The organism is Ideonella sp. FW305-24, from assembly GCF_058788035.1.
Window position 1 is genome coordinate 55,174 of sequence record NZ_JBYTAI010000020.1, and the last position, 23,372, is coordinate 78,545.

General features: G+C 67.3%; 18 protein-coding genes. 7 read left to right on the top strand and 11 right to left on the bottom strand.

Annotation, left to right across the window (positions count from 1 at the left end; translation table 11 throughout):
* Positions 1–46 precede the first annotated feature (46 nt).
* Complete coding sequence (locus tag AC3WR5_RS31455) at positions 47–1,888, top strand: DUF1800 domain-containing protein (protein WP_492489669.1); 1,842 nt, start codon at positions 47–49, stop codon at positions 1,886–1,888.
* A 32-nt stretch (positions 1,889–1,920) separates the two neighbouring features.
* The gene (locus tag AC3WR5_RS31460) at positions 1,921–3,366 is read left to right on the top strand and encodes a DUF1501 domain-containing protein (protein WP_492489671.1); all 1,446 of its coding nucleotides are present in this window, start codon (positions 1,921–1,923) and stop codon (positions 3,364–3,366) included.
* A 130-nt stretch (positions 3,367–3,496) separates the two neighbouring features.
* On the opposite strand, the gene AC3WR5_RS31465 is transcribed toward AC3WR5_RS31460, so the two are convergent.
* Positions 3,497–6,067, bottom strand: coding sequence for a response regulator (locus AC3WR5_RS31465; RefSeq protein WP_492489673.1), 2,571 nt, complete (start codon positions 6,065–6,067; stop codon positions 3,497–3,499).
* A 97-nt stretch (positions 6,068–6,164) separates the two neighbouring features.
* Positions 6,165–7,088: a DMT family transporter gene (locus tag AC3WR5_RS31470; RefSeq protein ID WP_492489735.1), complete on the bottom strand. Its 924-nt coding sequence runs from the start codon at positions 7,086–7,088 to the stop codon at positions 6,165–6,167.
* Between the two features lie 60 nt (positions 7,089–7,148).
* Between AC3WR5_RS31470 and AC3WR5_RS31475 the strand changes: the two genes are divergently transcribed.
* The 5 genes from AC3WR5_RS31475 to AC3WR5_RS31495 all read left to right on the top strand — a co-directional run bounded on the left by AC3WR5_RS31475 (position 7,149) and on the right by AC3WR5_RS31495 (position 11,723).
* On the top strand, positions 7,149–7,814 hold the full coding sequence (locus tag AC3WR5_RS31475; protein WP_492489674.1) for a response regulator: 666 nt from the start codon (positions 7,149–7,151) through the stop codon (positions 7,812–7,814).
* Positions 7,811–9,208, top strand: coding sequence for a sensor histidine kinase (locus AC3WR5_RS31480; protein ID WP_492489675.1), 1,398 nt, complete (start codon positions 7,811–7,813; stop codon positions 9,206–9,208). Before AC3WR5_RS31475 ends, AC3WR5_RS31480 begins: the two co-directional genes overlap by 4 nt.
* A gap of 86 nt (positions 9,209–9,294) precedes the next feature.
* Positions 9,295–9,876, top strand: coding sequence for a cytochrome b (locus tag AC3WR5_RS31485; RefSeq protein WP_492489677.1), 582 nt, complete (start codon positions 9,295–9,297; stop codon positions 9,874–9,876).
* Between the two features lie 94 nt (positions 9,877–9,970).
* Positions 9,971–11,320 carry a cytochrome c1 protein gene (locus tag AC3WR5_RS31490; protein ID WP_492489678.1) on the top strand — a complete coding sequence of 450 codons (1,350 nt, stop codon included), beginning with the start codon at positions 9,971–9,973 and terminating at the stop codon, positions 11,318–11,320.
* A gap of 16 nt (positions 11,321–11,336) precedes the next feature.
* A complete protein-coding gene (locus AC3WR5_RS31495; RefSeq protein WP_141289257.1) occupies positions 11,337–11,723 on the top strand; it encodes a c-type cytochrome in 387 nt (128 codons plus the stop codon).
* Positions 11,724–11,751: 28 nt separating this feature from the next.
* Here the strand turns inward: AC3WR5_RS31495 and glnT are convergent, their stop codons facing one another.
* From glnT to AC3WR5_RS31540, 9 genes are all read right to left on the bottom strand, one after another.
* Entirely contained in the window at positions 11,752–13,083 is a 1,332-nt protein-coding gene (gene glnT / locus AC3WR5_RS31500) for a type III glutamate--ammonia ligase (protein WP_492489680.1), read from the bottom strand.
* Positions 13,076–14,566, bottom strand: a complete 1,491-nt coding sequence (locus tag AC3WR5_RS31505) for an aldehyde dehydrogenase (RefSeq protein ID WP_231012167.1) — start codon at positions 14,564–14,566, stop codon at positions 13,076–13,078. Before AC3WR5_RS31505 ends, glnT begins: the two co-directional genes overlap by 8 nt.
* Before the next feature lie 140 nt (positions 14,567–14,706).
* Positions 14,707–16,080, bottom strand: coding sequence for a DUF3138 family protein (locus AC3WR5_RS31510; protein WP_141285510.1), 1,374 nt, complete (start codon positions 16,078–16,080; stop codon positions 14,707–14,709).
* Positions 16,081–16,195: 115 nt separating this feature from the next.
* Positions 16,196–17,041 carry an ABC transporter permease subunit gene (locus AC3WR5_RS31515; RefSeq protein WP_492489683.1) on the bottom strand — a complete coding sequence of 282 codons (846 nt, stop codon included), beginning with the start codon at positions 17,039–17,041 and terminating at the stop codon, positions 16,196–16,198.
* Positions 17,041–17,988: an ABC transporter permease gene (locus AC3WR5_RS31520; RefSeq protein ID WP_492489685.1), complete on the bottom strand. Its 948-nt coding sequence runs from the start codon at positions 17,986–17,988 to the stop codon at positions 17,041–17,043. The genes AC3WR5_RS31515 and AC3WR5_RS31520 overlap by 1 nt, the downstream gene beginning before the upstream one ends.
* An 8-nt stretch (positions 17,989–17,996) precedes the next feature.
* Entirely contained in the window at positions 17,997–19,139 is a 1,143-nt protein-coding gene (locus AC3WR5_RS31525; RefSeq protein ID WP_492489687.1) for an ABC transporter ATP-binding protein, read from the bottom strand.
* A 16-nt stretch (positions 19,140–19,155) separates the two neighbouring features.
* Positions 19,156–20,238 (bottom strand): polyamine ABC transporter substrate-binding protein, encoded by a 1,083-nt coding sequence (locus AC3WR5_RS31530; protein WP_492489736.1) that lies wholly within the window; start codon positions 20,236–20,238, stop codon positions 19,156–19,158.
* Between the two features lie 250 nt (positions 20,239–20,488).
* Complete coding sequence (locus tag AC3WR5_RS31535; protein ID WP_211361300.1) at positions 20,489–21,901, bottom strand: aspartate aminotransferase family protein; 1,413 nt, start codon at positions 21,899–21,901, stop codon at positions 20,489–20,491.
* Positions 21,902–21,982: 81 nt separating this feature from the next.
* Entirely contained in the window at positions 21,983–23,350 is a 1,368-nt protein-coding gene (locus AC3WR5_RS31540) for a glutamine synthetase family protein (protein WP_141285500.1), read from the bottom strand.
* Positions 23,351–23,372: the final 22 nt, after the last annotated feature.

The following is a 23,372-nucleotide window of genomic DNA, read 5'->3' on the forward strand; positions in this document are numbered from 1 at the left end:
TGCCACTGACAACGGGCTGCTTTGCACGGCCCGAAGGGACTTTGACATGCCGACTCCTGTTCGCCACGCTGGCGTAGACGCCAGCGTGTGCCGGCGCTCGCCTGCGCTTTCCAAGTTGCCATGGCGCCGCGCCGGCGCCGTCCTCGGTGCCGTCGTCATCAGCTGGGGGCTCGCCGGCTGCGGCGGCAGTGCCAGCGAGGGCAGTTCGAACGAGGCAGCTGCTGCCGAAGCCCGCCGCAGCGCGCTGGCCGTTTCGCAGCTGACCGCGCCTTCGCAGCTGGACGCGGTCCGCTTCGCCCAGCAGGCGACGATGGGCGCCAACGAGGCCCTCATCACCACGCTGCAGAGCCGCGGCCTGCCAGGCTGGCTGAAGGACCAGATGGCGCTTTCCAGCTCGCGCTACACCTCGGGCGCTGCCAACGGCGATGCGATCCACAAGAACGTCAGCGAGGTCGGCTTCTGCGACCAGCCGGCCCAGTCCGGCAACCCGAACTGCTGGCGCGACTACTACTCGACCGACCCGCTGATCTGGGACTTCTACCGCAACGCCACCGGCCAGACGGACCAGCTGCGCCAGCGTGTGGCGCTGGCGCTGCACCAGATCCTGGTGGTCAGCGGCTATGAGGTCAGCGGCACCTACGGCATTCGCAATTACCAGAACAACTTCCTGACGCTGGCCTTCGGCAACTACCGCGACGTGCTGCGCAAGGTCGTGCTGTCGCCGGTGATGGGCGACTACCTGGACCACGTCAACAACTCGCCCACCGCACCGAACGAGAACTTCGCGCGCGAGATGCTGCAGCTGTTTTCGCTGGGCACCTGCCAGCTGCAGAAAAACGGCAACTACGTGGGCGGCAAGTGCCAGCCGGTCTATGACAACGACATGGTGCGCAACTACGCCTTTGCCCTGACCGGCTGGACCTACCCGGTGGGCGGCAGCGCCAGCTGGGGCTGCTGGCCCACCGGCGCGAATTGCCAGTACTACGGCGGCGACATGGTGCCGGCCCCGGCGCTGCGCAACAGCAGCGCCCGCACGCTGCTGGGTGGCGTGGCCGTGCCGGCAGGCGCCGACGCCGCGACCTCGCTGGAACGCGTGCTCGACAGCGTGATGGGCCACGCCAACATCGGCCCCTTCCTGGCCAAGCAGCTGATCCAGCAACTGGTCAGTAGCAACCCGACGCCGCTGTATGTGCAGCACGTGGCCACTGCCTTCAACAACGGCAAGTTCAAGTACGTGGATGGCGACAAGACCATCAGCTTCGGCGCTGGCGTGAAGGGCGACCTGGCCGCCACCGTGGCCGCGGTGCTGCTGGACCCGGAGGCGCGCGACACCACGGTCAACCCGGCCAATGGCGGCAAGCTGCGCTCGCCCGCGCTGTTCTTCACCAGCGCGCTGCGCGTGATGAACGGTTTCAGCGACGGCGCGTCGCTCAGTTGGTGGTGGGGCGAGTCGCTCAAGCAGCACATGTTCAACCCGCCCTCGGTGTTCAGCTACTACCCGCCGCGCTACCCGGTGGCCGGCACGAGCAAGCTGGTCGGCCCGGAGTTCGGCATCCACAATGCCAATGGCGCACTGAACCGCCTGAACTACCTGACCTACCTGTTCGACTGGGACGGCTCGACGCCGGACGCGACGATCCCGAACGCCATCGGCACCAAGATCAAGGTCGATGCCTTCCTCAGCAGCGCCGCTGACGCGACCGCGCTGGTCGACCGCATGTCGCTGGTGATGCTGGGCCAGCCGCTGGCCGCCACGCCGCGGCAGAAGGTGATCGACGCAGTGGGCTGGTGGACCTCGCAGCGCGACAGCCAGAACTGGCAGTCCAAGCGTGTGCGTGCCGCCGCCTACCTGATCATGGCCTCGCCCGACTACCAGGTGGCCCTGTGAGCCGGCCCCGTCAACGATCCGGAAACACCTCCATGTCGCACGATCATCACGATTCCTTTTCTCCCGCCCGCCGCCAATGGCTGCGCCGCTCCGGCGGCATGCTGGCTGCATCGCTGGGCGCCGGCAGCGTGGCCAACCTGCTGAGCATGGGCCCGGCCTATGCGGCCGACTACAAGGCACTGGTCTGCGTCTTCCTCTATGGCGGCAACGACGGCATGAACATGGTCGTGCCCAGCGACACCAGCCGCTACAACCAGTACGCTGGCGTGCGCGGCAAGCTGGCGCTGCCCAAGGATCAGCTGGTGGCGCTGACCGGCAGCGACTACGGCCTGCACCCGGCCATGGCCGCACTGCAGCCCTGGTGGGCCAACGGCCAGCTGGCGCCTGTGGTCAACGTCGGCCCACTGGTGGGCCCGCTCACCAAGGACCAGTACCGCGCCGAGCCCGAAGGCTCGTCGCTGATTCCCGACAGCCTGTTCTCCCACTCCGACCAGCAGGCCCTGTGGGAAACCGGCACCGGCGACTCGGACTACCGCACCGGCTGGGGCGGCCGCAGCTCGCAGGTCCTGAAGACCATCAACCCGGTGATTGCCATTGGCAGCAACGGCCGCTTCGGCGTGGAAGACACCCGCACGCCGCTGGTCTTGCCCACGGCGGGCAACGTCTTCGGTGCCTACGGCCTGCAGCCCTCGGACCTCACATGGGAGCCCAACGCGCTGCGCAAGGCGGCCATCGACGCGTTGTACGCGCAGACCAGCGGCGTGGGGCTGCGCGATGCCTACAGCAGCCAGCAGCGCGATGCCTTCGAGGTCTCGCAGCGACTGGGCACGCTGGTCGCCTCCAAGCCGGGCGACGCGAACTCGGTGCCGGCGGTGGACAGCGCATTTGCGGCACTGATGGTCAACGGCGTGGTCAGCGAACCGCTGGCCGCGCAGCTCTACCAGACGGCCCGGCTGATTGCGCAGAACGCCGTGGTGCAGGGCAACCGCCAGATCTTCTTCGTGACCCAGGGCGGTTTCGACAACCACAACGGCCAGATCGGCCAGACCTCGCTGGACGGCGCGCACGCCGGCCTGATGAACACGCTGGCCGTGGCACTCGCGGCCTTCCACACGGCCATCACCGCCATCGGCCTGGGCCCCAAGGTCACCACCTTCACGCAAAGCGATTTCGGCCGCACCTTTGCGCCCAACGCCAGCGCCGGCACCGACCACGCCTGGGGCAACCATCAACTGGTGCTGGGCGGGGCGGTGAAGGGCGGCCAGGCCTATGGCCGCTACCCGGAGCTGGTGCTGGGCGGACCGGACGACGTGGGTGTGGACAGCTGGGAACTGCAAGGCCGCTGGATCCCCAGCAGCTCGGTGGACCAGTACGCCGCGACGCTGCTGCACTGGTTCGGCGCGAAGGATGCGCAGCTCGACAAGATCCTGCCGAACCTGGTGAACTTCGGCAGCGCGAGGTCCCTGGGTTTTGTTTGAGCGGCGGGGGCTGTGGATGCTCATCGCTACCCTTCGACAGGCTCAGGGCGAACGGTTCAAAGTCCCCCGTTCGGATAGCACCCACCGTTCGGGCTGAGCCTGTCGAAGCCCAGCAACCGCGGCAGAACCTCTACAGTGCCGGCCGGGCCAAGGCCCGCTGCACTTCCCCGACAAACTCGCCATGCGCGAAGTCGGCGTGGGTCACCAGGCCCTGGATGCGGCCGTTGAGTTGTTGCCGGTCGGCCAGGCTCAGGTCGCCCGCGGTCACCGCAACGATCGGGATGTGCCGCGTGGCCGGGTGGTTCTTCAATGCCTCGGCCACGTCGAAGCCGCTGACCTCGGGCATGGCCAGGTCCAGTGCGATCAGGTCCGGCCGGAAGCGCTGCGCCAGTTCGATGCCTTCCTGCCCACCCAGCGCGCGCAGCACCACGCAGCCACGCTGGCGCAGCTGTCCAGCCAGTCGCTCGACGGCGATCGGGTCGTCGTCCACCACCAGCACCGTGGCCTTGCGCTCGGCGTCTGCCGCCAGGCCCATGCGCTCCAGGCCTCGGGCCAGCGCGTCACGCGCAATCGGCTTTTGCAGCACCAACGCGGCGCCCAGTGAATAGCCGCGGCCATGGTCGGCCACGACAGAGACGACCACCACAGGCACGCTGGCCCAGGCCGGCAGCGTGCGCATGTGGGCCAGGAATTGCCAGCCGTCCATGCCGGGCAGCATGATGTCCAGCGTGATCAGGTCCGGCGTGCATTCGGCGGCCAGCGTCAGCGCCTCTTCGGCTGAATGGACCCAGCGCACCTCGAAGCCCTGTTCCTCCAGCTGCACGCGCATCAGCGCCGCGGCGTCGGCGTTGTCTTCCACCACCAGCGCCAGGCGGTGAACCGTGTCGCTGGACCGGTTGCTTCCAGGCGCCCAGGCTTGCTGCGCCGCATGGGCCGTCTCGTCCCGCAACGGCAGCCAGACGGTGAAACAGCTGCCACGACCGGCCTCGCTGGTCACGGCGATCATGCCGTTGTGCAGCTCCACCAGCCGGTGCACCATCACCAGGCCCAGGCCGGTGCCCTCCGCTTGGCGGGTCACCGAGTTGGCGATCTGGGTGAAGGGCTTGAACAGTTTGTGCAGGTCGGCGGCGCTGATGCCGATGCCGCTGTCGGTGACCGAGATCTCGACATAGCGCGTGGGGCGCGCGGGAGCGGCCTCGGTCTGCACCGGCGGCTGCATGCGCAGGCCTTCGCGGAAGCCGGGCAGGGCGCTGCTGGCACGGTCGGCGTCGGCCCACTGCACCTGCACGCTGACCTGGCCACCATCGGGGCTGAACTTGATCGCGTTGGACAGCAGGTTCAGCAGCAGCTGCTTGAGCCGGCGGCGGTCGGCCTGCAGCATGCCCAGCGGGCCGGGCTTGGCCAGCAGCAGCCGGACCTGGCGGGCGCGGGCGCGTTCGTCGACCATCGCCAGGGTTTCGGTCAGCAAGGCCTGCAGCGGCACCGCTTCCAGCTCGATGTCGACCTTGCCGGCCTCGATCTTGGACAGGTCCAGGATGTCGTTGATCAGCGCCAGCAGGTGGTGGCCGCTCTGGAAGATGTGGGTGGCGAAGGTGCGCTGCCGGTCACTCAAGGGTCCGGCCATGCTGGCCTTCAGCATCTCGGAGAACCCGATCACCGCGTTCAGCGGCGTGCGCAGCTCGTGCGCCATGTTGGCCAGGAAATCCGACTTGAAGCGGCTTTGTTCTTCCAGCTGCCGGTTGCCCGCGGCCAGCTGTGCGTTGGCCGCCTGCAGCTGCTCGGTCAAGGCGTTCAGCTCGGCGCTGCGCCTGCGCATGCGGTCATGGGCATGGGCCAGCTTGGTGTAGAGCACATTGCTTTCAAGCAGCAGCCGGCCCAGCACGAAGCTGGCCCCCATCAGGCCGAAGATGCGGCCGGCGTAAAAGCCCAGGTCGAAGCGGGCCGCGTTGAACAGCGCCGACAGCCCCACGTCCAGCAGCCACACCGCCATCACCACGACCAGCCACAGGTCCAGCACGGTGAGCGGACGGCGCTGCCAGATCAGCGTGCCCAGTGTGACCAGGCAGATCAGCCAGACGGTGCTGACGACCAGCGTGAGGCTGGAGAGGTAGCTGTGCTGATCGGTCATCAGCGCGGGCAGGCTGTCCTGGCCCAGCGTGGTCCATGCAACAGCCAGGCCGGCCGCCAGCAGTGCGAGGCCAGAACCTGCCAGGCTGGCCAGCAGCGGTGAGCGGCCATGCCGCAAGGCCTCCCGCCGGCTGCCGCGCAGCAGCGCGTAGGCCAGCACATAGAGCGGAAAGCCGCCGTGCCAGAACATGTAGATCCAGGCCGTGGTGTGGCGCCCCGCACCGAGCAGGCCGGCGGGGCTGAACACGCCGGGGTAGGTCAAGGCATGCAGCGTGGTGATGCTGGCAGTGAACAGGTAGCCGCAGGCCAGCACCAGCAGTGCACGCGAGCGGGTCAGCCGGAACTGGCCCAGCAGCAGCACGAAGGTGATCAGGTCGGTGACGACGAGCGCCGCCTCATAGGCCGGGATGAAGGGCCAGAGCTGCCCCAGCGGCTCCTTCGCAAACGGCACCGCGCAAGCGAACAGCAGCGCGCAAATGCACAGCAGGGACAGCGCCATGCGGCGCTCCCTGTGGCTGGCCAGCCAGCCGGCCAGCGAAGTGGGCTGCAGGCTTGGGTCGGACCTGGCGTTCAAGGTGTTGGGTGTTGCGCTAGCACCCGTAGAAGTCATGCCTTATTACAGCAGAGCATGCTGGGAGAACACAGCTGTCAATGTTGACAGTCAGGTTTCCTCACCCCGCGGGCTGGCGCCTACCTGGGGAAGACCCTGGCCAGGTCGCCAGCAGCAGGCCAGCCAGCGCCAGGCCCAGGGCCAGTGCCTGGGCAAGGCCCAGCGACTCGCCCAGCCACAACACGCCGACCGCGGTGGCGGCAAGCGGCAGCATCACGCTGAACACCCCCGCCTGCTGGGCCGGCACATGGCGCAACCCGACCATCCACAGCCACACGGTGACCATGCTGGCAGCCACCGCGTAAAACAGCAGCAGGCCCCAGGCCGAAGCCGCCACGCCGGCGAAGTCAAAACGCATCGCCTGCCACAAGCCCAGCGGCGTGACCAGCACCAGGCCCCAGAGGTTGATCAGCGCGCTGATGCGCTTGGGCGAGACCTGGGCCGTCAGCCGCTTGCCGATGACCACGTAGCAGGCCTCGCAGAACACCGCGCCCAGCAGCAGCGCGTAGCCCCACCAGGGTGCCTGCTGCGCCGCCGGCTGGCTGCCGCGAGCCAGCGCCAGCAGCGCAATGCCGGCCACCGCGCAGGCAATGCCGGCCAGCACCCGCGGCTGCAGCTTCTCGCCCAGCCAGAAGCGCGACAGCAGCGCCACCGCTGCCGGGATGCCCGCCATCACCACGCCGGCCGCCACGGCCGAGGTGGCCTGCACGCCGAACAGCATGCAGATCGAAAACAGGAAGTTGCCCAGGAAGCTCTCGAAAAACAGCAGCTTGCGGTCGCCCCGGCTCAGCCGCTGCTCGGCGTGCGGGCGCCGCACCCAACCGGCCATGGCCACGGCGGCAATGCCAAAGCGCAGCCAGGCCAGCAGGAACACGGGAAAGACGGCGACCAGGGATTTCGACAGGCCCACATAGCTGCCCACCAGGACCATGCTGGACGCCAGGCTGGCGTACGCCAGCGCGCGCACAGGTAACTTCAGGAACATGCGCGGCAGGTTAACCCAGGCCAAGGCGGCGCCTGCGGCCGGAGGAATAGGATGCCGGGCATGCGCATCTTGCTGGTGGAAGACGACGAACTGCTGCCCGCGGGCCTGCGCGAGGCCTTGGGCCAGGCTGGCATGGAGATGGACCACCTGGAAGCGGCAGAGCCCGCGCTCGACGCGCTGGCCCACGGTGTGCACGACCTGGTCATCCTCGACATCGGGCTGCCGGGCATGGACGGCCTGGCCTTGCTGCACCGGGTGCGCGCCAGCGGCAACAAGGTGCCCATCCTGATGCTGACCGCGCGCGACGGCCTGCAAGACCGGGTGCGCGGCCTGAACGATGGGGCCGACGACTACCTGATCAAGCCCTTCCTGCTGCCCGAGTTGCTGGCCCGGGTGCAGGCACTGATCCGCCGCAGCCAGTCCGCCGCCAGCTCGCGGGTGGCCGCCGGGCCGCTGCTGCTGGACATTGCCACCCACGAGGCCACGCTGGCCGATGCACCGCTGGCCTTGACCGGCCGCGAGTGGGACCTGCTGCTGGCGCTGATGCTGGCCATGCCGCGGGTGCTGCCCAAGCGCAAGCTGGCCGACAGCCTGAGCTGCTGGGACAAGGAGATCACCGACAACGCGGTCGAGATCTACGTCTCGCGCGTTCGCAACAAGCTGGCCGGCAGCGGCGTCTCGATCCGCACCGTGCGTGGCGTGGGCTACCGCATGGACACCGAATGAATCTGCGGCCCGCCTCTCCGCGCAGCCTGCGCGGCCGCCTGCTGAGGCTGCTGTGGTGGCCACTGCTGGTGGTGCTGGTGCTCAGCGCGGCATATGACTATCGAAGCGCCCTGAACCGGGCGCGCGACAACCAGGACCTGGCGCTGCGCCGCGTGGCGATCGCGCTGGCCACACGGCTGGACGTGGATGCCGACGACGCGCGTGACGACGACCTGGGCCTGCACCTGAGCCGCACGGTGCAGGCGATGCAGCGGGTTGACGGCCAGGACAGGCTGTACGCGCTGGTGCTGGACGAGCACGGTGGCGTGATCAGCGGGGACCCTGCGCAGGCGGCGCTGGTGGAACGCGACGAGCGCGACCGGCCACGCTACACCGACCGGCGCTGGGACAACCACGATGTGCGGGTGATCAGCTTTCCTCACCCTTCGGCGCTGGGGCCGGTGATGGTGGTGGTGGCCGAAACCACCGAGCGCCGCCAGGCGCAGACCCGGCAGGTGCTGCTCGGCACGCTGATGCCCAACCTGGTCCTGCTGGGCCTGACGCTGGCGCTGGTGTGGCTGGGCGTGGACGCGGCGATGCGGCCGCTGGACCGGCTCAGCGAGGCCGTGGGGCAGCGCTCGCCGGACGATCTGGGCGCCTTGCCCGAGGCCACGCTGCCCGCGGAGCTGCGCCCGCTGGTGGCGGCGCTGAACCGGCTGATGTCGCATGTGCGCGCCGCGGCGCAGGCGCAGCAGGCCTTCCTGTCGCAGGCCGCGCATCAGCTGCGCACGCCTTTGGCTGGCGTGCAGACCCAGGTGGAGCTGATCGGCAAGGAGGCAACACCGGAACAACGCAGTCGGCTCGCCGCGGTGACGGGCGCGCTGCAGCGCATGGCGCGTTCCACCCAGCAGATGCTGGCCCTGGCCCGCTCGGCCCCTGAGGCCGCAGTGCCCGAAGCCTTCCATCGCGTGGACTTGCGCGATCTGCTGGAAGACGACGCCTCGATCTGGCTGGACCCGGCGCTGCAGGCCGGCATTGACCTGGGCTTCGACGCCGCGCCTGCGCCGGTGCAGGGCTCGGCCTGGATGCTGCACGAGTTGATCGGCAACCTGGTCCACAACGCCATCCGCCATGCGCCCGCCGGTGGCCGCGTCACCGCCAGCTGCGGCATGGCGCAGGGCGGCGGCGCCTGGCTGGTGGTGGAAGACGATGGCCCCGGCATCCCCGCCGAGGAACGCGAGCGGGTGCTGCAGCGCTTCTACCAGGCACCGGGGGCAGCCCGGGGCGGCTCCGGCCTGGGCCTGGCCATCGTGCGCGAAGTGGCCTTGCGGCACGGGGCCAGGCTGGCGCTGGGCGAGACCGGGCCCGCGGGCGGCCTGCGGGTGCGGCTGGAATTCCCACCGCTGCACGACTGAGTCATTCCTGCGGCAGGCGCGACTGTCAGGCTTTTGAAGGGCGGCCCCTCTTAGCCTAGGGCTTCTGTCCGATTCAGGGGTCCTGCATGGCCTTTCCGTCTTCCGAACAGCGGGCCGCCGCGGCACCGCTGGCGCGCCAACCTCGTCCGCTGGCGGTCGCCCATTGGCTTACCGCGCTGGCCTTGCTGGCCGTCTTCGCGCTGGTGCTCGGCCGGGAATCGATCGATGAGAAGGCGGTGCGCGCGACCTGGCTGCAACTGCACCGGGTCATGGGACTGCTCGTCTGGGCCCTCGCGTTGACTCGGCTGGTGATGCGCAGCCGTTGGCGACTGCAGGAGGTGCTGTCCGATCAGCCGCGCTGGCAGGCCTGGCTGGCCTCGGGCATCCACGGCTTGCTCTATGTCTTCCTGCTGGGTTTGCCGCTGCTCGGCTGGGCCCTCACCAATGCCGCCGGCAAGCCGGTGGTGCTGCCACTGCTGGGCACGCTGCCCACCTTGCTGGCGCCTGACCCCGATCTCGTCGACTCGCTGGAAGACTGGCACGGCACGCTGGCCTGGATCCTGGCCGCCATGGTTGGCGCCCATGCTGCCGCGGCGCTATGGCACCACCTGGTGCTGCGTGACGGCGTGCTGCGCGCCATGTGGCCCTGGGCACGAGCTCGCAGCTGAGCGCCCGGCTGCGCAGTCGGCGCGAACTGCACACCTTCATGCCTCGGCCCAGGCCGAGGCCACCCCATCTTTTGCCTGACCTCCGGGAGTCTCCATGACCTTGTTAAGTTCGTTTCGCCGCAGTGCGGCCTTGCTGGGCCTGGCTGCAGGGCTGATGGCCGCTGGCAGCAGCCATGCGGTGCCCAGCTATGCCCGCCAGACCGGGCAGGACTGCGTGGCCTGCCACGTCGGCGGCTTCGGCCCGCAGCTCACGCCGTTTGGCGTGAAGTTCAAGATGGGTGGCTACACGGATACCGACGGCCAGTCCGGCAAGGTGCCGCTGTCCGGCATGGTGGTGGGCTCGTTCACCCACACCGGCAAGGACCAGGCCGAAGCGCCCGCGCCGGGCTCGCGCCTGAACGACAACCGCACGCTGGACGAAGCCTCGCTGTTCATCGCCGGCAAGCTGGCCGACCAGCTGGGCTCGTTCATGCAGATCACCTACGACGGCGTGGGCAAGAGCAGCTCGCTGGACCAGATGGACCTGCGCTTTGCGCACGCCACCGACATTGGCGGCAAGGACCTGATCCTGGGCGCCACGTTGAACAACAACCCCGGCGTGCAGGACCCGTTCAACACCTTGCCGGTGTGGAGCTTCCCGTATGCCGGCTCGCCGCTGGGCTTCGGCGGCGTGGAGACCGGCACGCTGATCAATGGCGGACTGGAGCAGCATGTGCTGGGCCTCACCGGCTATGCCTTCTACGACAACAGCTGGTATGCCGAGCTGGGCGCCTACCGCGGCCTCTCGCGCACTGCGCAGGAGCGCATGAGCCTGGGCACTGCGGACGACCCTGGCCGCGTGGCCGGCAACACCGCCTACTGGCGCCTGGCCTGGTTCCAGGACCTGAAGCGCCAGGCCTGGTCGGCGGGTGTGTTCGGCTTCAATGCCGGCATCCAGCCTGACCGCTTGTCAGGCGGCCCAACCAACCGCTATCACGACCTGGGCGTGGACGCGCAGTATCAGTTCCTGGGCACGCGGGACCACATCTTCACGGTGCAGGGCAGCCACATCTGGGAGCGCCAGAGCCGCGATGCGATGCTCGCCGCCGGCGAGGCCGCCCATGCCGGCGGCTACCTGCGCGAAACCAAGCTCAATGCCTCGTACACCTGGCTGCAGACCTGGGGCTTCTCGGTGGGCCGCTTCCTGACCACGGGCGACAGCGACGCCACGCTGTACAGCGCCAACGCGCACAACAAGCCCAACACCCTGGGCACCACCTTCCAGGCCGACTGGACGCCCTGGGGCAAGGAAGGTTCGTGGCTGGCGCCGTGGGCCAACCTGCGGCTGGGTGCGCAGTACACCGCCTACAGCGAGTACAACGGCGCCGCCCGCAACCACGACGGCAGCGGCCGCAAGGCTTCGGACAACAACACGCTGTTCCTGTTCGCCTGGACCAGTTTCTGACCTGAAAGCCGCCAACATGACCCGACATCTCTCCTCATGGGCGGCGCCGGCCGCGATGCTGGCGCTGGCCGCCATGCTGCCGGCCGCCCGGGCCGCTGGCGACATGGCAGTGGGCGGCAAGCTGTACGCCGAAAACTGCGCCGAGTGCCACAGCGTGAAAGAAGGGCGCAACAAGAAGGGGCCGTCGTTGTTCGGCAGCTTCCAGCGCAAGGCGGCTGCCTTGCCGGACTTCGCCTATTCGGACGCGCTGAAGGCCAGCGGCATCGCCTGGACGCAGGAACAGCTGGACGCCTACCTGACCCTGCCCAAGAAGGCCGTGCCCGGCGGCAAGATGAAGTTCGACGGCCTGCCAGACGCCAAGGAACGGGCCGACCTGATCGCCTACCTCAGCACGATCAAGTGAGGCTGCGCTCGGCCGCGCTTCGCGGCGATCAGAACATCGTCGCGTAGCGCTGCAGTTCCCAGTCGCTGACGTGGCGGGCGTAAGCCAGCCACTCGGCTTTCTTCAGCCGGATGAACTCTGCGCTCAGCACCGGGCCCAGCGCAGCGCAGACGATCTCGTCTGCCGCCAGCGCGTCGGCTGCTTCGTCCAGCGACTGCGGCAGCAGCGCGATGCCACGCGCGCGGATCTCGCCCAGCGACAGCGCGAACAGGTCCTCGGTGCAGTCCGGCCCTGGGTCCAGTTGGCGGTCAATGCCATCCAGCCCGGCGGCGATCAGCGCAGCCGTTGCCAGGTACGGGTTCGCGCTGGCGTCCGGCAGCCGCCATTCGAAACGGCCGGGCAGGGTGCGGACGACCGCGGTGCGGTTGTTCGGCCCGTGCGCCACATAGGCAGGCGCCCAGCTGGTGCCGGACAGTGACTCGCCAACCACCAGCCGCTTGTAGCTGTTCACCGTGGGCGCCGCCAGTGCACACAGCGCCGCTGAATGGGCCAGCACGCCGCCGATGAAGTGGCGCGCCAGCGGCGATAGCAGCGCGCCCGGCTCGTCCGCCACCGGCGCGAAGACGCAGCGGTTCGCCTCGTCCCACAGCGACACATGGAAGTGCAGCCCGCTGCCCGGCTGGTTGGCAAAGGGCTTGGGCATCATCGAGAACACGGTGCCGTGCTGCTCGGCCAACGTGTGTGCGGCGAGCTTGAACAGCATCAGGTGGTCGGCGCTGGCCAACGCTTCGTCGAACGCGAAGTTCACTTCGTACTGGCCGTGCGCATCCTCGTGGTCCAGTTGCAGCACGTCCAGCCCGGCGTCGGTCAGCGCCTGGCCAAGCGCCTGCAGGAAGGCGGCCTGGCGCGGCATGGACTTCAGGTCGTAGCTGGGTTTGTCCAGACGGTCCGCCTCATCTGCCGGCAGCCAGCGGCCGTCCTTTGCTTTCAGCAGGAAGAACTCCGGCTCGATGCCGGTCTTCAGCCGCCAGCCGCGCTCGGCCAGCCGCACGGTGGCGCGCTGCAGCACCTGACGCGGGCAGGCCTCGAAAGGCTGGTTGTCCACGAAACCGCTGCTGGTGGCCAGCGCGTAGCCGGGCATCCACGGCAGCGCCTGGATGTTGTCCTCGGTCGGCCGCGCGTAGTACTCGGCCCGCGCACCAGTGCGCGGCAAGGCCGTGCCCCAGATGGACGGGCCGGCAAAGCCAGCGCCCGTCTTGAGCAGATCGTCCAGATGCGCCAAGGGCACGTACTTGCCCTTGGCCGTGCCGTGCACGTCTGCGAACTGGGCGATCAGCGTGTGAACGCCCTGCGTGGCAAGGCGCTGGTGGAGGTCAGTCAAGGCGGATCCAGGTCGTCTTCAGTTCGGTGTACTTGTCGAACGCGTGCAGCGACTTGTCGCGGCCGTTGCCGCTCTGCTTGTAGCCACCGAAGGGCACGGTGATGTCGTCTTCGTCGTACTGGTTGACGTGCACGGTGCCGGCTCGCAGCGCACGGGACACGCGGTGGGCGCGGTTCAGGCTGTCGCTCCACACGCTGGCCTGCAGGCCGTAGCTGGAGGCATTGGCCATGGCCACGGCCTCGGCTTCGGTCTTGAAGCGGATGATGCTCATCACCGGGCCGAAGATTTCCTCGCGGGCGATCTTCATGTCGTTGGTCACGCCGTCGAACACCGTGGGCTCGACGTAGTAGCCACCGGTTTCGCTGCGCGCCTGGCGGCCGCCGGCCACGCAGCGTGCGCCTTCGGTGTTGCCGGCGTCGATGTAGCCGAGCACGGTGCGCATCTGGGTTTCATCGACCAGCGCGCCCAGCTCGGCCTTGCCGCTCAGCGGATCGCCCGCGGCGTACTTCGGCGCCTCGGTAGCCACCAGCTTGACGAACTCGTCGGCCACGCTGTCGTGCACCAGCACGCGCGAGGGTGCGTTGCAGCTTTCGCCCTGGTTGAAGAACATGCTGCCGGCAACGGTTTGCGCGGCGCGGGCGATGTCCTTGAAGTCTTCGAACACCAGGAAGGCGGACTTGCCGCCCAGCTCGTTGTAGACGCGCTTGAGGTTGGAACGGCCTGCGTAGTCCAGCATGCGGCGGCCCACGCGGGTCGAGCCGGTGAAGCCGATGGCGTCCACGTCCATGTGCAGCGCCAGCGCTTCGCCGGCCTCGTGGCCGTAGCCAGGCACGACGTTGAACACGCCTGGCGGCAGGCCGGCTTCAACGGCCAGTTCGGCCAGGCGGGCGGCGGTGTACGGGCTCTTTTCGCTGGGCTTGAGCACGACGGAATTGCCGGCGGCCAGGGCCGGGCCCAGCTTCCAGGCGGCCATGATCATCGGGTAGTTCCAGGGCACGATGGCGCCGATCACGCCCATGGCTTCGCGGGTGATGAGGGCCAGCGCGCTGTCGCCGGTCGGGGCGATCTCGTCGTAGACCTTGTCCACGGCTTCGCCGTACCAGGCAATGCAGCGGGCGGTGGCCGACACGTCCACGCCCAGCGAATACTGCACCGGCTTGCCCATGTCCAGCGTCTCCAGCAGCGCCAGTTCTTCACCGGCGGCCAGGATCTTCTCGGCGAAGCGCTGCAGCACCTTCTTGCGCGCGGCGGGTGGCTGGCCGGCCCAGCGGCGGTCGTCGAAGGCGGCGCGGGCGGCCTTCACGGCGGCGTCGATGTCGGCCGCCTGGCCGCGGGCGACGGCGCCGAGCAGGCGGTTGTCCACGGGCGAGTGCTTGGCGAAGGTCTGGCCATCCAAAGCGGCGACCCGTTGGCCGTTGATCACGGCGCGGCCGTCGAACTGCAGCGAGGTGGCGCGTTCGGTCCAGTTGATGGGGGTGCTCATCTGAAGTCTCCGGAGTGTCGAGAAAGAAAGGGCCGCCGTCGGCTTTCTGCCAAGTCAGCGGCCCTGCAGGCAAGGCGGTGGTCCGCCTTTGTATGGCTTGCAGGCGCGAGGCGGTGTGTTCGCCCTGCGCTCTGTGCAGCTTAGAACGCGACGACGACCGAGGTGGCGATCATGTTGTTGGTCTTCTTGAACGTGCCGTTGCGCACGTCTTCGAAGACCGGGCGGTCGGCGCCGTCCAGGCGGTATTCCAGCTTCACGGTGGTGGCCGTGTCGACCGCGTACTTGCCGCCGATGGTCACAGCGTAGCGGTTGGCACCCTTGTCCAGGTCGCCGCTCAGGTCCGGGCCCAGGCCGTTGCGGCCGTCGTTGCCATAGGCCAGGTCGCCGTTTTCGTCGGCACCGGAGTAGCCGTTGTAGCCGAACAGGCCGCCGCCGTTCTTGCGGTTGTAGATGTAGTCGGCGCGCACCAGGCCCTGCAGGCGCGGCGTGAACATGAAGCCGACCAGGCCGGAAGCGCCAAACCAGCGCGAGTCGCGCCAGCTGCCATCGGCCGCCGGCGTGATGGCGCCTTCCTTCTGCTGGCCATAGGCGAGCTGGCCCTGCAGCGTCAGGTCGCCGCGGGTGAAGTAGCCATCCGCCTCGGCGATGAAGGACATCGTGTTGGTGCCGGTGTTGAAGTTCGGGGTCTTGCCGACCACGCTGGCAAAGCCCCAACCGTCGTACTCGCCCTTGGCGTAGTCCAGCCGCAGCGCCCACACGGCGGACTTGTCGCCCGCCTGGTGGACAGGCGCGTTCAGGTTGGCGATGGCGGTGCGCACCCACCACTTGCCGTCCTTCAAGTCCAGGCCGGCACCGGTGTAGCCGACAGGCAGCGTGAAGTCATACAGCAGGTTGTGGCTGGTCAGCGGGTTCAGCGTGGGCTGCTGGTACTCGTAGCCGGACCAGTCTGGGATCTGGCCAGCGATGAAGCGGGTGTTTTGGTCGGTCAGCGCGACCGAGACGCTGGCTTCCTGCACGATGCTGGCGCCGTCGATGGCCGCGCCCACGCCGCGGTTCGGGGCCAGCGTCAGGTGCCAGATGGTGCCGCTGTCGGTTTCCTTCAGGAAGTCGATGGAGGCGGCGCCGAAGTACGAGGTGTCGTAGGCGTAGCCGTCGGACTGCTGGTTCAGGAACTGGAAGCCTGCCCGGTTCTGGCGCTGGTTCCAGACGTAGGTGGGCTCGATGTAGCCGGAGATCTTCAGGCCCATGAAGCCTTTGTCCTGCAGGTTGTCCTGGATGGCTTCGGTCTTGGCGGCAATGCGGTTGAACTCGGCCGCCTGCTCGGGCGTCATGCCCCATTGCGGCTGCGTGGCGGGCGCTGCCGGCGCGGGCGTTGCGCCCAGCTTGGCTTCCAGCTGGCCGATGCGGGCCTTCAGGGCTTGCAGTTCCTTCAGCAGTTCCTCGTTGGACTGCGCCATTGCCGGGAAGGCAGCGGCCAGCGCGAGCACCAGCAGGGAGGGGCGGAGAACGTTCATCGTGGATTCCTTCTATCTGGGTTTTCGACGTGAGCTGCAGGTCCGGGTGGGACCGATCCGGGCCGTGCTGGCGTGCCTCCTCAGGCAGCGGCCAACCGGCGAAAAAAGCAAAGGTTCAGTTGCGCGCCGCGGCGGCCATCTCCTGTTGGCGGCGGCGCTCGCCTCGGGCGATCAGGTAGCTGGCCGCGATCACGCCGATGGAGACCACCAACACGATCAAGGTGGCCACCGCATTGACGCTGGGGTTCAGCCCCAGTCGGGCGCGCGAGAAGATCACCAGCGGCATGGTGGTGGAGCCGGGGCCGGACAGGAAGGCCGACAGCACCACGTCGTCCAGCGACAGCGTGAAGGTCAGCAGCCAGGCCGACATCAGCGCCTGCGAGATCATCGGCAGCGTGACCAGGAAGAACACCTGGCGCGGGCGGGCGCCCAGGTCCATCGCAGCCTCTTCCAGCGAGGGGTTCAGCTCCTGCAGCCGGGCCTGCACCACCACCGTGGCGTAGGCCATGCCCAGCAGCAAATGGCCCAGCCAGATGGTGCTGGCGCCGCGCTCGGGGAAACCGGTGATGCGTTGCACCGAAACCAGCATCAGCAGCAGCGACAGGCCGACCACGACCTCGGGCATCACCAGTGGCGCGTTGACCATGCCGGAGAACAGCGTGCGGCCGAAGAAGCGCTTGTACTTGACCAGCGCGAAGGCCGCGAAGGTGCCCAGGATGACCGAGCCGCAGGCGGTGAAAAACGCGATCTTGGCCGACAGCCACAGGCCGCTGATCATCTCGCCGTCGCGGGCCAGCGCGCTGTACCACTTCAGCGTGAAGCCGCGCCAGACGTTGGCCACCGGCGAGTCGTTGAACGAGAACAGCACCAGCGCCAGGATGGGCAGGTACAGGAAGGCGTAGCCGAGGACCAGCCAGGCGCGGCCGAAGCCGCGGTTGAAAGCAGGAGAGGTGCGCAGCATCAGCGGGCCTCCTGGGCTTCTGCCTGGTATTTGCTGAAGAAGGCCAGCGGCACGATGATCAAGAGGATCATCACCACGGCCACGCTGGAGGCCATGGGCCAGTCGTTGTTCGAGAAGAACTCGTCCCAGACCACGCGGCCGATCATCAGCGTCTCGGGGCCGCCCAGCAGTTCGGGAATGACGAACTCGCCAACGCAGGGGATGAACACCAGCATCGTGCCGGCGATGATGCCGGCCTTGGACAGCGGCACCGTGATCTTCCAGAACGCGACCCAGGCGGTGGCACCCAGGTCGGCCGCTGCTTCCAGCAGCCGCACGTCCATCTTCGAGAGGTTGGAGTACAGCGGCAGGATCATGAAGGGCACGTAGGTGTAGACCATGCCCAGCACCAGCGAGAACGGCGTGTTCATCAGCTTGCCCGGCGCGGGAATCAGGTGGGCCCAGGCCAGCACCTGGTCCAGCCCGGTGCCGATGAGGAAGTCCGAGACCCAGCCATGTTCGCTCAGCAGGCCTTTCCAGGCGTAGACGCGCAGCAGGAACGAGGTCCAGAATGGCAGCATCACCAGCATCAGCAGCGTGGGCTGCAGCGTGCTCTTGGCGCGGGCCATGAAGTAGGCGAACGGGTAGCCGATCAGCAGGCACAGCACGGCGGTGATGGCCGCGTACTTCAGGCTGGCGACGTAGGTCATCCAGTACAGCTCGTCTTCGGTGATGAAGACGTAGTTGCCGAATTTCAGCGTCAGCGTCAGCAGGCCGTCCTTGTAGCTGACCAGGTCCTTGGCCACCACCGCGCCCATTTCGGACACGCTGAAGTTGACCAGGATCAGGAAGGGCAGCAGGAAAAAGACCAGCAGCCAGCCGTAGGGCAGGGCAATGACGCCGAAGCGGCCAGTCAGCCACTTGGGCCGTTTGCGGGCAGGCGCGGTTGCGGCGGCAGGGGTCGACACGGCGGCGCTCACTGGGTCAGCACCACGTGGGACGAACGCGACCAGTGCGCCCAGACGCTGTCGCCCCAGGTCAGCGCGTCTTCGCGCTGGCGCACGGTGTTGGCCATGCTCACCTTGAGCATCTCGCCGCTGGCCAGCTTGAGTCGGTAGACGGTGAAGCTGCCGAAGTAGGACATTTCCTCGATGGTGCCCTGCACGCGGTTGAACTCGTCGGGCGGCGGGTTGCGGTCGATGACGATCTTCTCCGGCCGCAGCGCCACCGTGACCGGCATGCCCAGCGTGCCGGTGATGCCGTGGCCGACGTAGTGCCTGCAGTCCGGGCTGGCGATGATCACGTGGTCCGCCTCGTCGACCTCGACCGTGCCGTCCATCAGGTTCACGTTGCCGATGAAGTCGGCGACGAAGCGGGTCTGCGGGGTTTCATAGACTTCGCCCGGCGTGCCGACCTGCAGGAACCGGCCTTCGCTCATCACCGCGATGCGCGAGGCCATGGTCATGGCTTCTTCCTGGTCGTGCGTCACCATCACGCAGGTCACGCCAACCTGCTCGATGATGTTGACCAGCTCGATCTGCGTTTCCTCGCGCAGCTTCTTGTCGAGTGCGCCCAGCGGCTCGTCCAGCAGCAGCATCTGCGGCTGCTTGGCCAGGCTGCGCGCCAACGCCACGCGCTGCTGCTGGCCGCCGGAGAGCTGGTGCGGCTTGCGCTTGGCGAACTTGCCCAGTTGCACCAGCTTCAGCATGGCTTCCACGCGCTCGGCGACCTGCTCCTTGGGCAGACCGTCGCGCCGCAGCCCGAAGGCGATGTTGTCCCACACCGTGAGGTGCGGGAACAGCGCGTAGGACTGGAACATCATGTTCAGCGGCCGCTCGTAAGGCGGCAGCCCCGCCAGGTCCTGGCCGTTCAGGATGATGCGGCCTGAAGTCGGCGTCTCGAAGCCCGCCAGCATGCGCAGCAAGGTCGTCTTGCCGCAGCCCGACGAGCCGAGCAGCGCGAAGATCTCGCCCTTGGCGATGTCCAGGCTGACGTTGTTGACGGCCTTGTAGCCACCGAAGTCCTTCACCACGTTCTGGATTTGGAGGTAGGTGCTGTCGGCAGCGGAAGTGCCGACGGGGCTGGTCGGGCGAGAGACGCTGGCGGGGGAGTTCGTCATGATGCGGGCGGGCGCCTTACAGACCGGTCTTGAACGAGGTGTAGGTGCGCGTCATCAGGCGGCGCAGGTCGTTGTTCAACGAGTCCGGTGCGGCCATCTTCTGCAGGTCGGCCGGAGACAGGAAGACCGTCGGGTTGTTCGCGACCTCGGGCTTGACGAACTTCAGCGACTCCTTGTTCGGGTTGGCGTAGAAGACCTTGTTGGTCAGGCCGGCGTCGACCTCGGGGCGCATGATGTAGTTGATCCACTTGTGCGCGTTGCCAGGGTGGGCTGCGTCGGCCGGGATCACCATCACGTCGAAGAACAGCAAGCCGCCGGTCTTCGGAATCAGGGCCTCGAGCTTCTGGCCCGTCTTGCCTTCGATGGCGCGCTGGCGCGCGATGTTGATGTCACCTGACCAGCCCAGTGCCAGGCAGACCGAGCCGTTGGCCATGTCGTTGATGTAGCCCGAGGAGCTGAACAGCGTGACGTAGGGGCGCACGGACTTCAGCAGCGTGGTCGCGGCGGCGTAGTCCGACGGGTTCTTGCTGAACGAAGGCTTGCCCAGGTAGTGCAGCGCGGCCGGCACGATCTCGGTCGCCGAGTCCAGGAAGGACACGCCGCAGGACTTCATCTTCGAGATGTACTCGGGCTTGAAGACCAGGTCCCAGACGTTGTCCGGCATCGGCGTGCCGCCCAGCGCGGCCTTGACCTTGTCGACGTTGATGCCGACGGTGGTGTAGCCCCAGAGCCAGTCGACCATGTACTGGTTGCCCGGGTCCATGTTGGCCAGCTGGGCCTGGATCGCCGGGTCCAGGTTCTTCAGGTTGGGCAGCAGCGATTTGTCGAGCTTGCGCAGCAGGCCGCCTTCGGCCTGCAGCTTGGCCCAGTTCGACGAAGGCACGACCACGTCGTAACCCGTCTTGCCGGCAACCAGCTTGGCATGGACGATTTCGTTGTTGTCGAAATTGTCGTAGCGAACCTTGATGCCGGTTTCCTTCTCGAAGTTCGCAATCGTGTCTTCGGCGATGTAGTCGGACCAGTTGTAGATGTTGAGGACCTTTTCCTCTTCCTGGGCCATGGCGGCGCCGCCGACCAATGAGAGCGAGAGCGCGGCCATGGCCAGCGACAGAACCGAACGCACAGACTTGAACTTCATGAAGATATTCCTCCGGGGGTCACAGATGCGGGTTGTCAAACTCAGGGCACACGCCGGTGGGGCAGCGGTGCACAAGCTTCAGCTTGCAGTCTAGGAGACGAACAGGGCAGTGACGCCCCGGGCGAACACGAAAAAAGCTGGCGCAGCACGTGGGCGCGGTAACGCCCGGGGCAGGGGGGCCTGACGCGAAGCGACAGGCCCGGGGGCACCCTTAGATCCAGCCGTTCTTCGTGGCATCGGCCAGCGTCAGGTCGAGGCAGCGGCGGATCAGCGCCATCATTTCGTCGATCTGAGCGCGTGTCATCACCAGCGGTGGCGCGATGATCATGCGGTCGCCCACCGCACGCATGATCAGGCCGTTGGCGAAGCAATGGCCACGGCACACCATGCCGATGTCCACCTCGCCTGGGAAGGTCGTGCCGGTGGATTTGTCCTTCACCAGCAGCATCGCACCCATCAGTCCGCATGTCTCCGTTTCGCCGACCAATGGATGGTCGCGCAAGCTTGCAAACTGCTGTGCAAGATACGGGCCGACGTCGTCGCGAACATGCTCGACCAGCTTGAGTTGCTGGATCAGCTTGATGTTGGCCACGGCCACTGCGCATGCCACCGGATGGCCCGAGTAGGTGAAGCCGTGCTGGAACTCGCCGCCTTGCTCGATCAGCGCCTTGGCAACACGCCCGCCGACGGCCACGCCACCCAGCGGGATGTAACCCGAGGTCACGCCCTTGGCGAAGGTCATCAGGTCCGGCTTGCTGCCCATGGTTTCGCAGCCAAACCAGTTGCCGGTGCGGCCGAAGCCGCAGATGACTTCGTCGGACACCAGCAGGATGCCGTACTTGTCGCAGATGCGCTGGATCTCGGGCCAATAGCTCTTCGGCGGGATGATCACGCCGCCAGCGCCTTGCACCGGCTCGCCGATGAAGGCCGCAACCTTCTCCGGGCCGACGGCGAGGATCTTGTCTTCCAGCCAGCTTGCGGCCTTCAGGCCGAAGGCGTCACGGTCCATGCCGCGGCCGTGTTCAAACTGGTAGGGCTGGTCGATGTGCACGATATTGGGGATCGGCAACCCACCTTGTGCATGCATGCCGCTCATGCCCCCCAATGAGGCGCCGGCCATCGTTGAGCCGTGGTAGCCGTTGACGCGGCCGATGATCACCTGGCGTTCCGGCTGGCCCAGGATGTCCCAGTAGCGGCGCACCATGCGCACCACGGTGTCGTTGCCTTCGGAGCCCGAGCCGGTGAAGAACACATGCTCGAAACCGGGCGGCGTGACCGAAGAGATCAGCTCGGCCGCTTCGATGGACGGCGGCGTGGCGGTCTGGAAAAACGCGTTGTAGAACGGCAGCTCTTTCAGCTGCCGCGTGGCCGCGTCGATCAGCGCCTGCTGGCCGTAGCCGACGTTGACACACCACAGCCCGCTCATGGCGTCCAGCAGCTTGTGGCCTTCGCTGTCCCAGAGGTAGATGTTCTCTGCCTTGGTGATGATGCGCGAGCCCTTGCTGCTCAGGCCGTGGTGGTCGGTGAACGGGTGCAGGAAGTGCGCCGAATCGGCTTGCTGCCATTCGCGCGTCGTGCGCTTTTGCGCCACGGCGGGCGCCTGGATGACGATGTTGTTTTGCATGAGGGGCTCCTTGAAAAACGGCCGCCCTCGTGAGGCGACCGTGCAGTGTTTTTGAGTGGCAGTGACGCCGCTGGAAGTCGATCAGACGTGAAGCAGCAGGTGCTCACGCTCCCAAGGCGAGATCACCTTCATGAACTCGGCGTGCTCGATCTCTTTCACCTCGGTGTAGACCGTGATGAAGTCCTTGCCCAGCACTTCGGCCAGGTCGGTGTCCTGGCGCAGCAGTTCCAGCGCTTCGCCCAGGCTGCGTGGCAGCTGGTATTCGCCCAGATAGGCGTCGCCCTTGCATTCGGCGGCCGGTGCGATTTTGTTCTTGATGCCCAGGTAGCCGCAGGCCAGCGTGGCGGCCAGTGCCACGTAGGGGTTGGCATCGGCACCGATCACGCGGTTCTCGATCCGGCGGGCCGAAGGCGAAGCCACCGGTGAGCGGATGCCGACGGTGCGGTTGTCGGAACCCCACTGGATGTTGATCGGCGCTGCAGTGTTGCGCGACAAGCGGCGGTAGCTGTTGACGTACGGGGCGAACAGCGCCATCGCCGCCGGGATGTACTTCTGCAGGCCGCCGATGTACCAGTAGAACTCGTCGCTGGCAGTGCCGTCTTCATTGCTGAAGATGTTCTTGCCGGTCATCTTGCTGACCAGGCTTTGGTGCACGTGCATTGCGCTGCCCGGCTCGCCGGCAATCGGCTTGGCCATGAAGGTGGCGAACATGTCGTGCCGCAGCGCGGCCTCGCGCACGGTGCGCTTGAAGAAGAAGACTTCGTCGGCCAGTCCCAGCGGGTGGGCGTGGAAGAAGTTGATCTCCATCTGGCCAGCGCCGACTTCGTGGATCAGCGTGTCCACGTTCAACTCCATCTTCTCGCAGTAGTCGTAGACGTCTTCGAACAGCGGGTCGAACTCGTTGACCGCGTCGATCGAATAGGCCTGGCGCGAGGTTTCGCTGCGGCCGCTGCGGCCGACCGGCGGCTTCAGCGGCATGTCGGGGTCGGTGTTGCGGGCGACCAGGTAGAACTCCAGCTCCGGCGCCACGACGGGTTCCCAGCCCTCGGCGGCGAACAGGTCGCAGACGCGGCGCAGCACCGAGCGCGGCGCAAACGGCACCAGGTTGCCGTCGCGGTCGTAGCAGTCGTGGATGACTTGCGCGGTCGGGTCGGTGGCCCAGGGCACGATGCGCACGGTGGCCGGGTCAGGCCGCAGGTGCATGTCGCGGTCCGTCGGGTGGATCACGTCGTAGTACGGGCCTTCTTCCGGGAATTCCCCGGTCACGCCCATCGCCACAATGGCTTCGGGCAGCCGCATGCCGCGGTCCTCGGTGAACTTCTGGCGTGGCAGGATCTTGCCGCGCGCCACACCGGTGAGGTCGGGCACGAGGCACTCGATCTCGGTGACACGGTGTTGGTTGAGCCAGTTCTCCAGCTCGCTGAAATTGAATTGTTCTCTGCTGGCCATGGTGGCACCTGCTTTGACTTTT

Coding starts and splice junctions, on each gene's coding strand:
- AC3WR5_RS31535 (WP_211361300.1), bottom strand. CDS start 21,901: ATGCAAAACAACATCGTCATCCAGGCGCCCGCCGTGGCGCAAAAGCGC.
- AC3WR5_RS31485 (WP_492489677.1), top strand. CDS start 9,295: ATGGCCTTTCCGTCTTCCGAACAGCGGGCCGCCGCGGCACCGCTGGCG.
- AC3WR5_RS31510 (WP_141285510.1), bottom strand. CDS start 16,080: ATGAACGTTCTCCGCCCCTCCCTGCTGGTGCTCGCGCTGGCCGCTGCC.
- AC3WR5_RS31530 (WP_492489736.1), bottom strand. CDS start 20,238: ATGGCCGCGCTCTCGCTCTCATTGGTCGGCGGCGCCGCCATGGCCCAG.
- AC3WR5_RS31540 (WP_141285500.1), bottom strand. CDS start 23,350: ATGGCCAGCAGAGAACAATTCAATTTCAGCGAGCTGGAGAACTGGCTC.
- AC3WR5_RS31455 (WP_492489669.1), top strand. CDS start 47: ATGCCGACTCCTGTTCGCCACGCTGGCGTAGACGCCAGCGTGTGCCGG.
- AC3WR5_RS31475 (WP_492489674.1), top strand. CDS start 7,149: ATGCGCATCTTGCTGGTGGAAGACGACGAACTGCTGCCCGCGGGCCTG.
- AC3WR5_RS31505 (WP_231012167.1), bottom strand. CDS start 14,566: ATGAGCACCCCCATCAACTGGACCGAACGCGCCACCTCGCTGCAGTTC.
- AC3WR5_RS31480 (WP_492489675.1), top strand. CDS start 7,811: ATGAATCTGCGGCCCGCCTCTCCGCGCAGCCTGCGCGGCCGCCTGCTG.
- AC3WR5_RS31525 (WP_492489687.1), bottom strand. CDS start 19,139: ATGACGAACTCCCCCGCCAGCGTCTCTCGCCCGACCAGCCCCGTCGGC.
- AC3WR5_RS31470 (WP_492489735.1), bottom strand. CDS start 7,088: ATGTTCCTGAAGTTACCTGTGCGCGCGCTGGCGTACGCCAGCCTGGCG.
- AC3WR5_RS31490 (WP_492489678.1), top strand. CDS start 9,971: ATGACCTTGTTAAGTTCGTTTCGCCGCAGTGCGGCCTTGCTGGGCCTG.
- AC3WR5_RS31495 (WP_141289257.1), top strand. CDS start 11,337: ATGACCCGACATCTCTCCTCATGGGCGGCGCCGGCCGCGATGCTGGCG.
- AC3WR5_RS31460 (WP_492489671.1), top strand. CDS start 1,921: ATGTCGCACGATCATCACGATTCCTTTTCTCCCGCCCGCCGCCAATGG.
- AC3WR5_RS31515 (WP_492489683.1), bottom strand. CDS start 17,041: ATGCTGCGCACCTCTCCTGCTTTCAACCGCGGCTTCGGCCGCGCCTGG.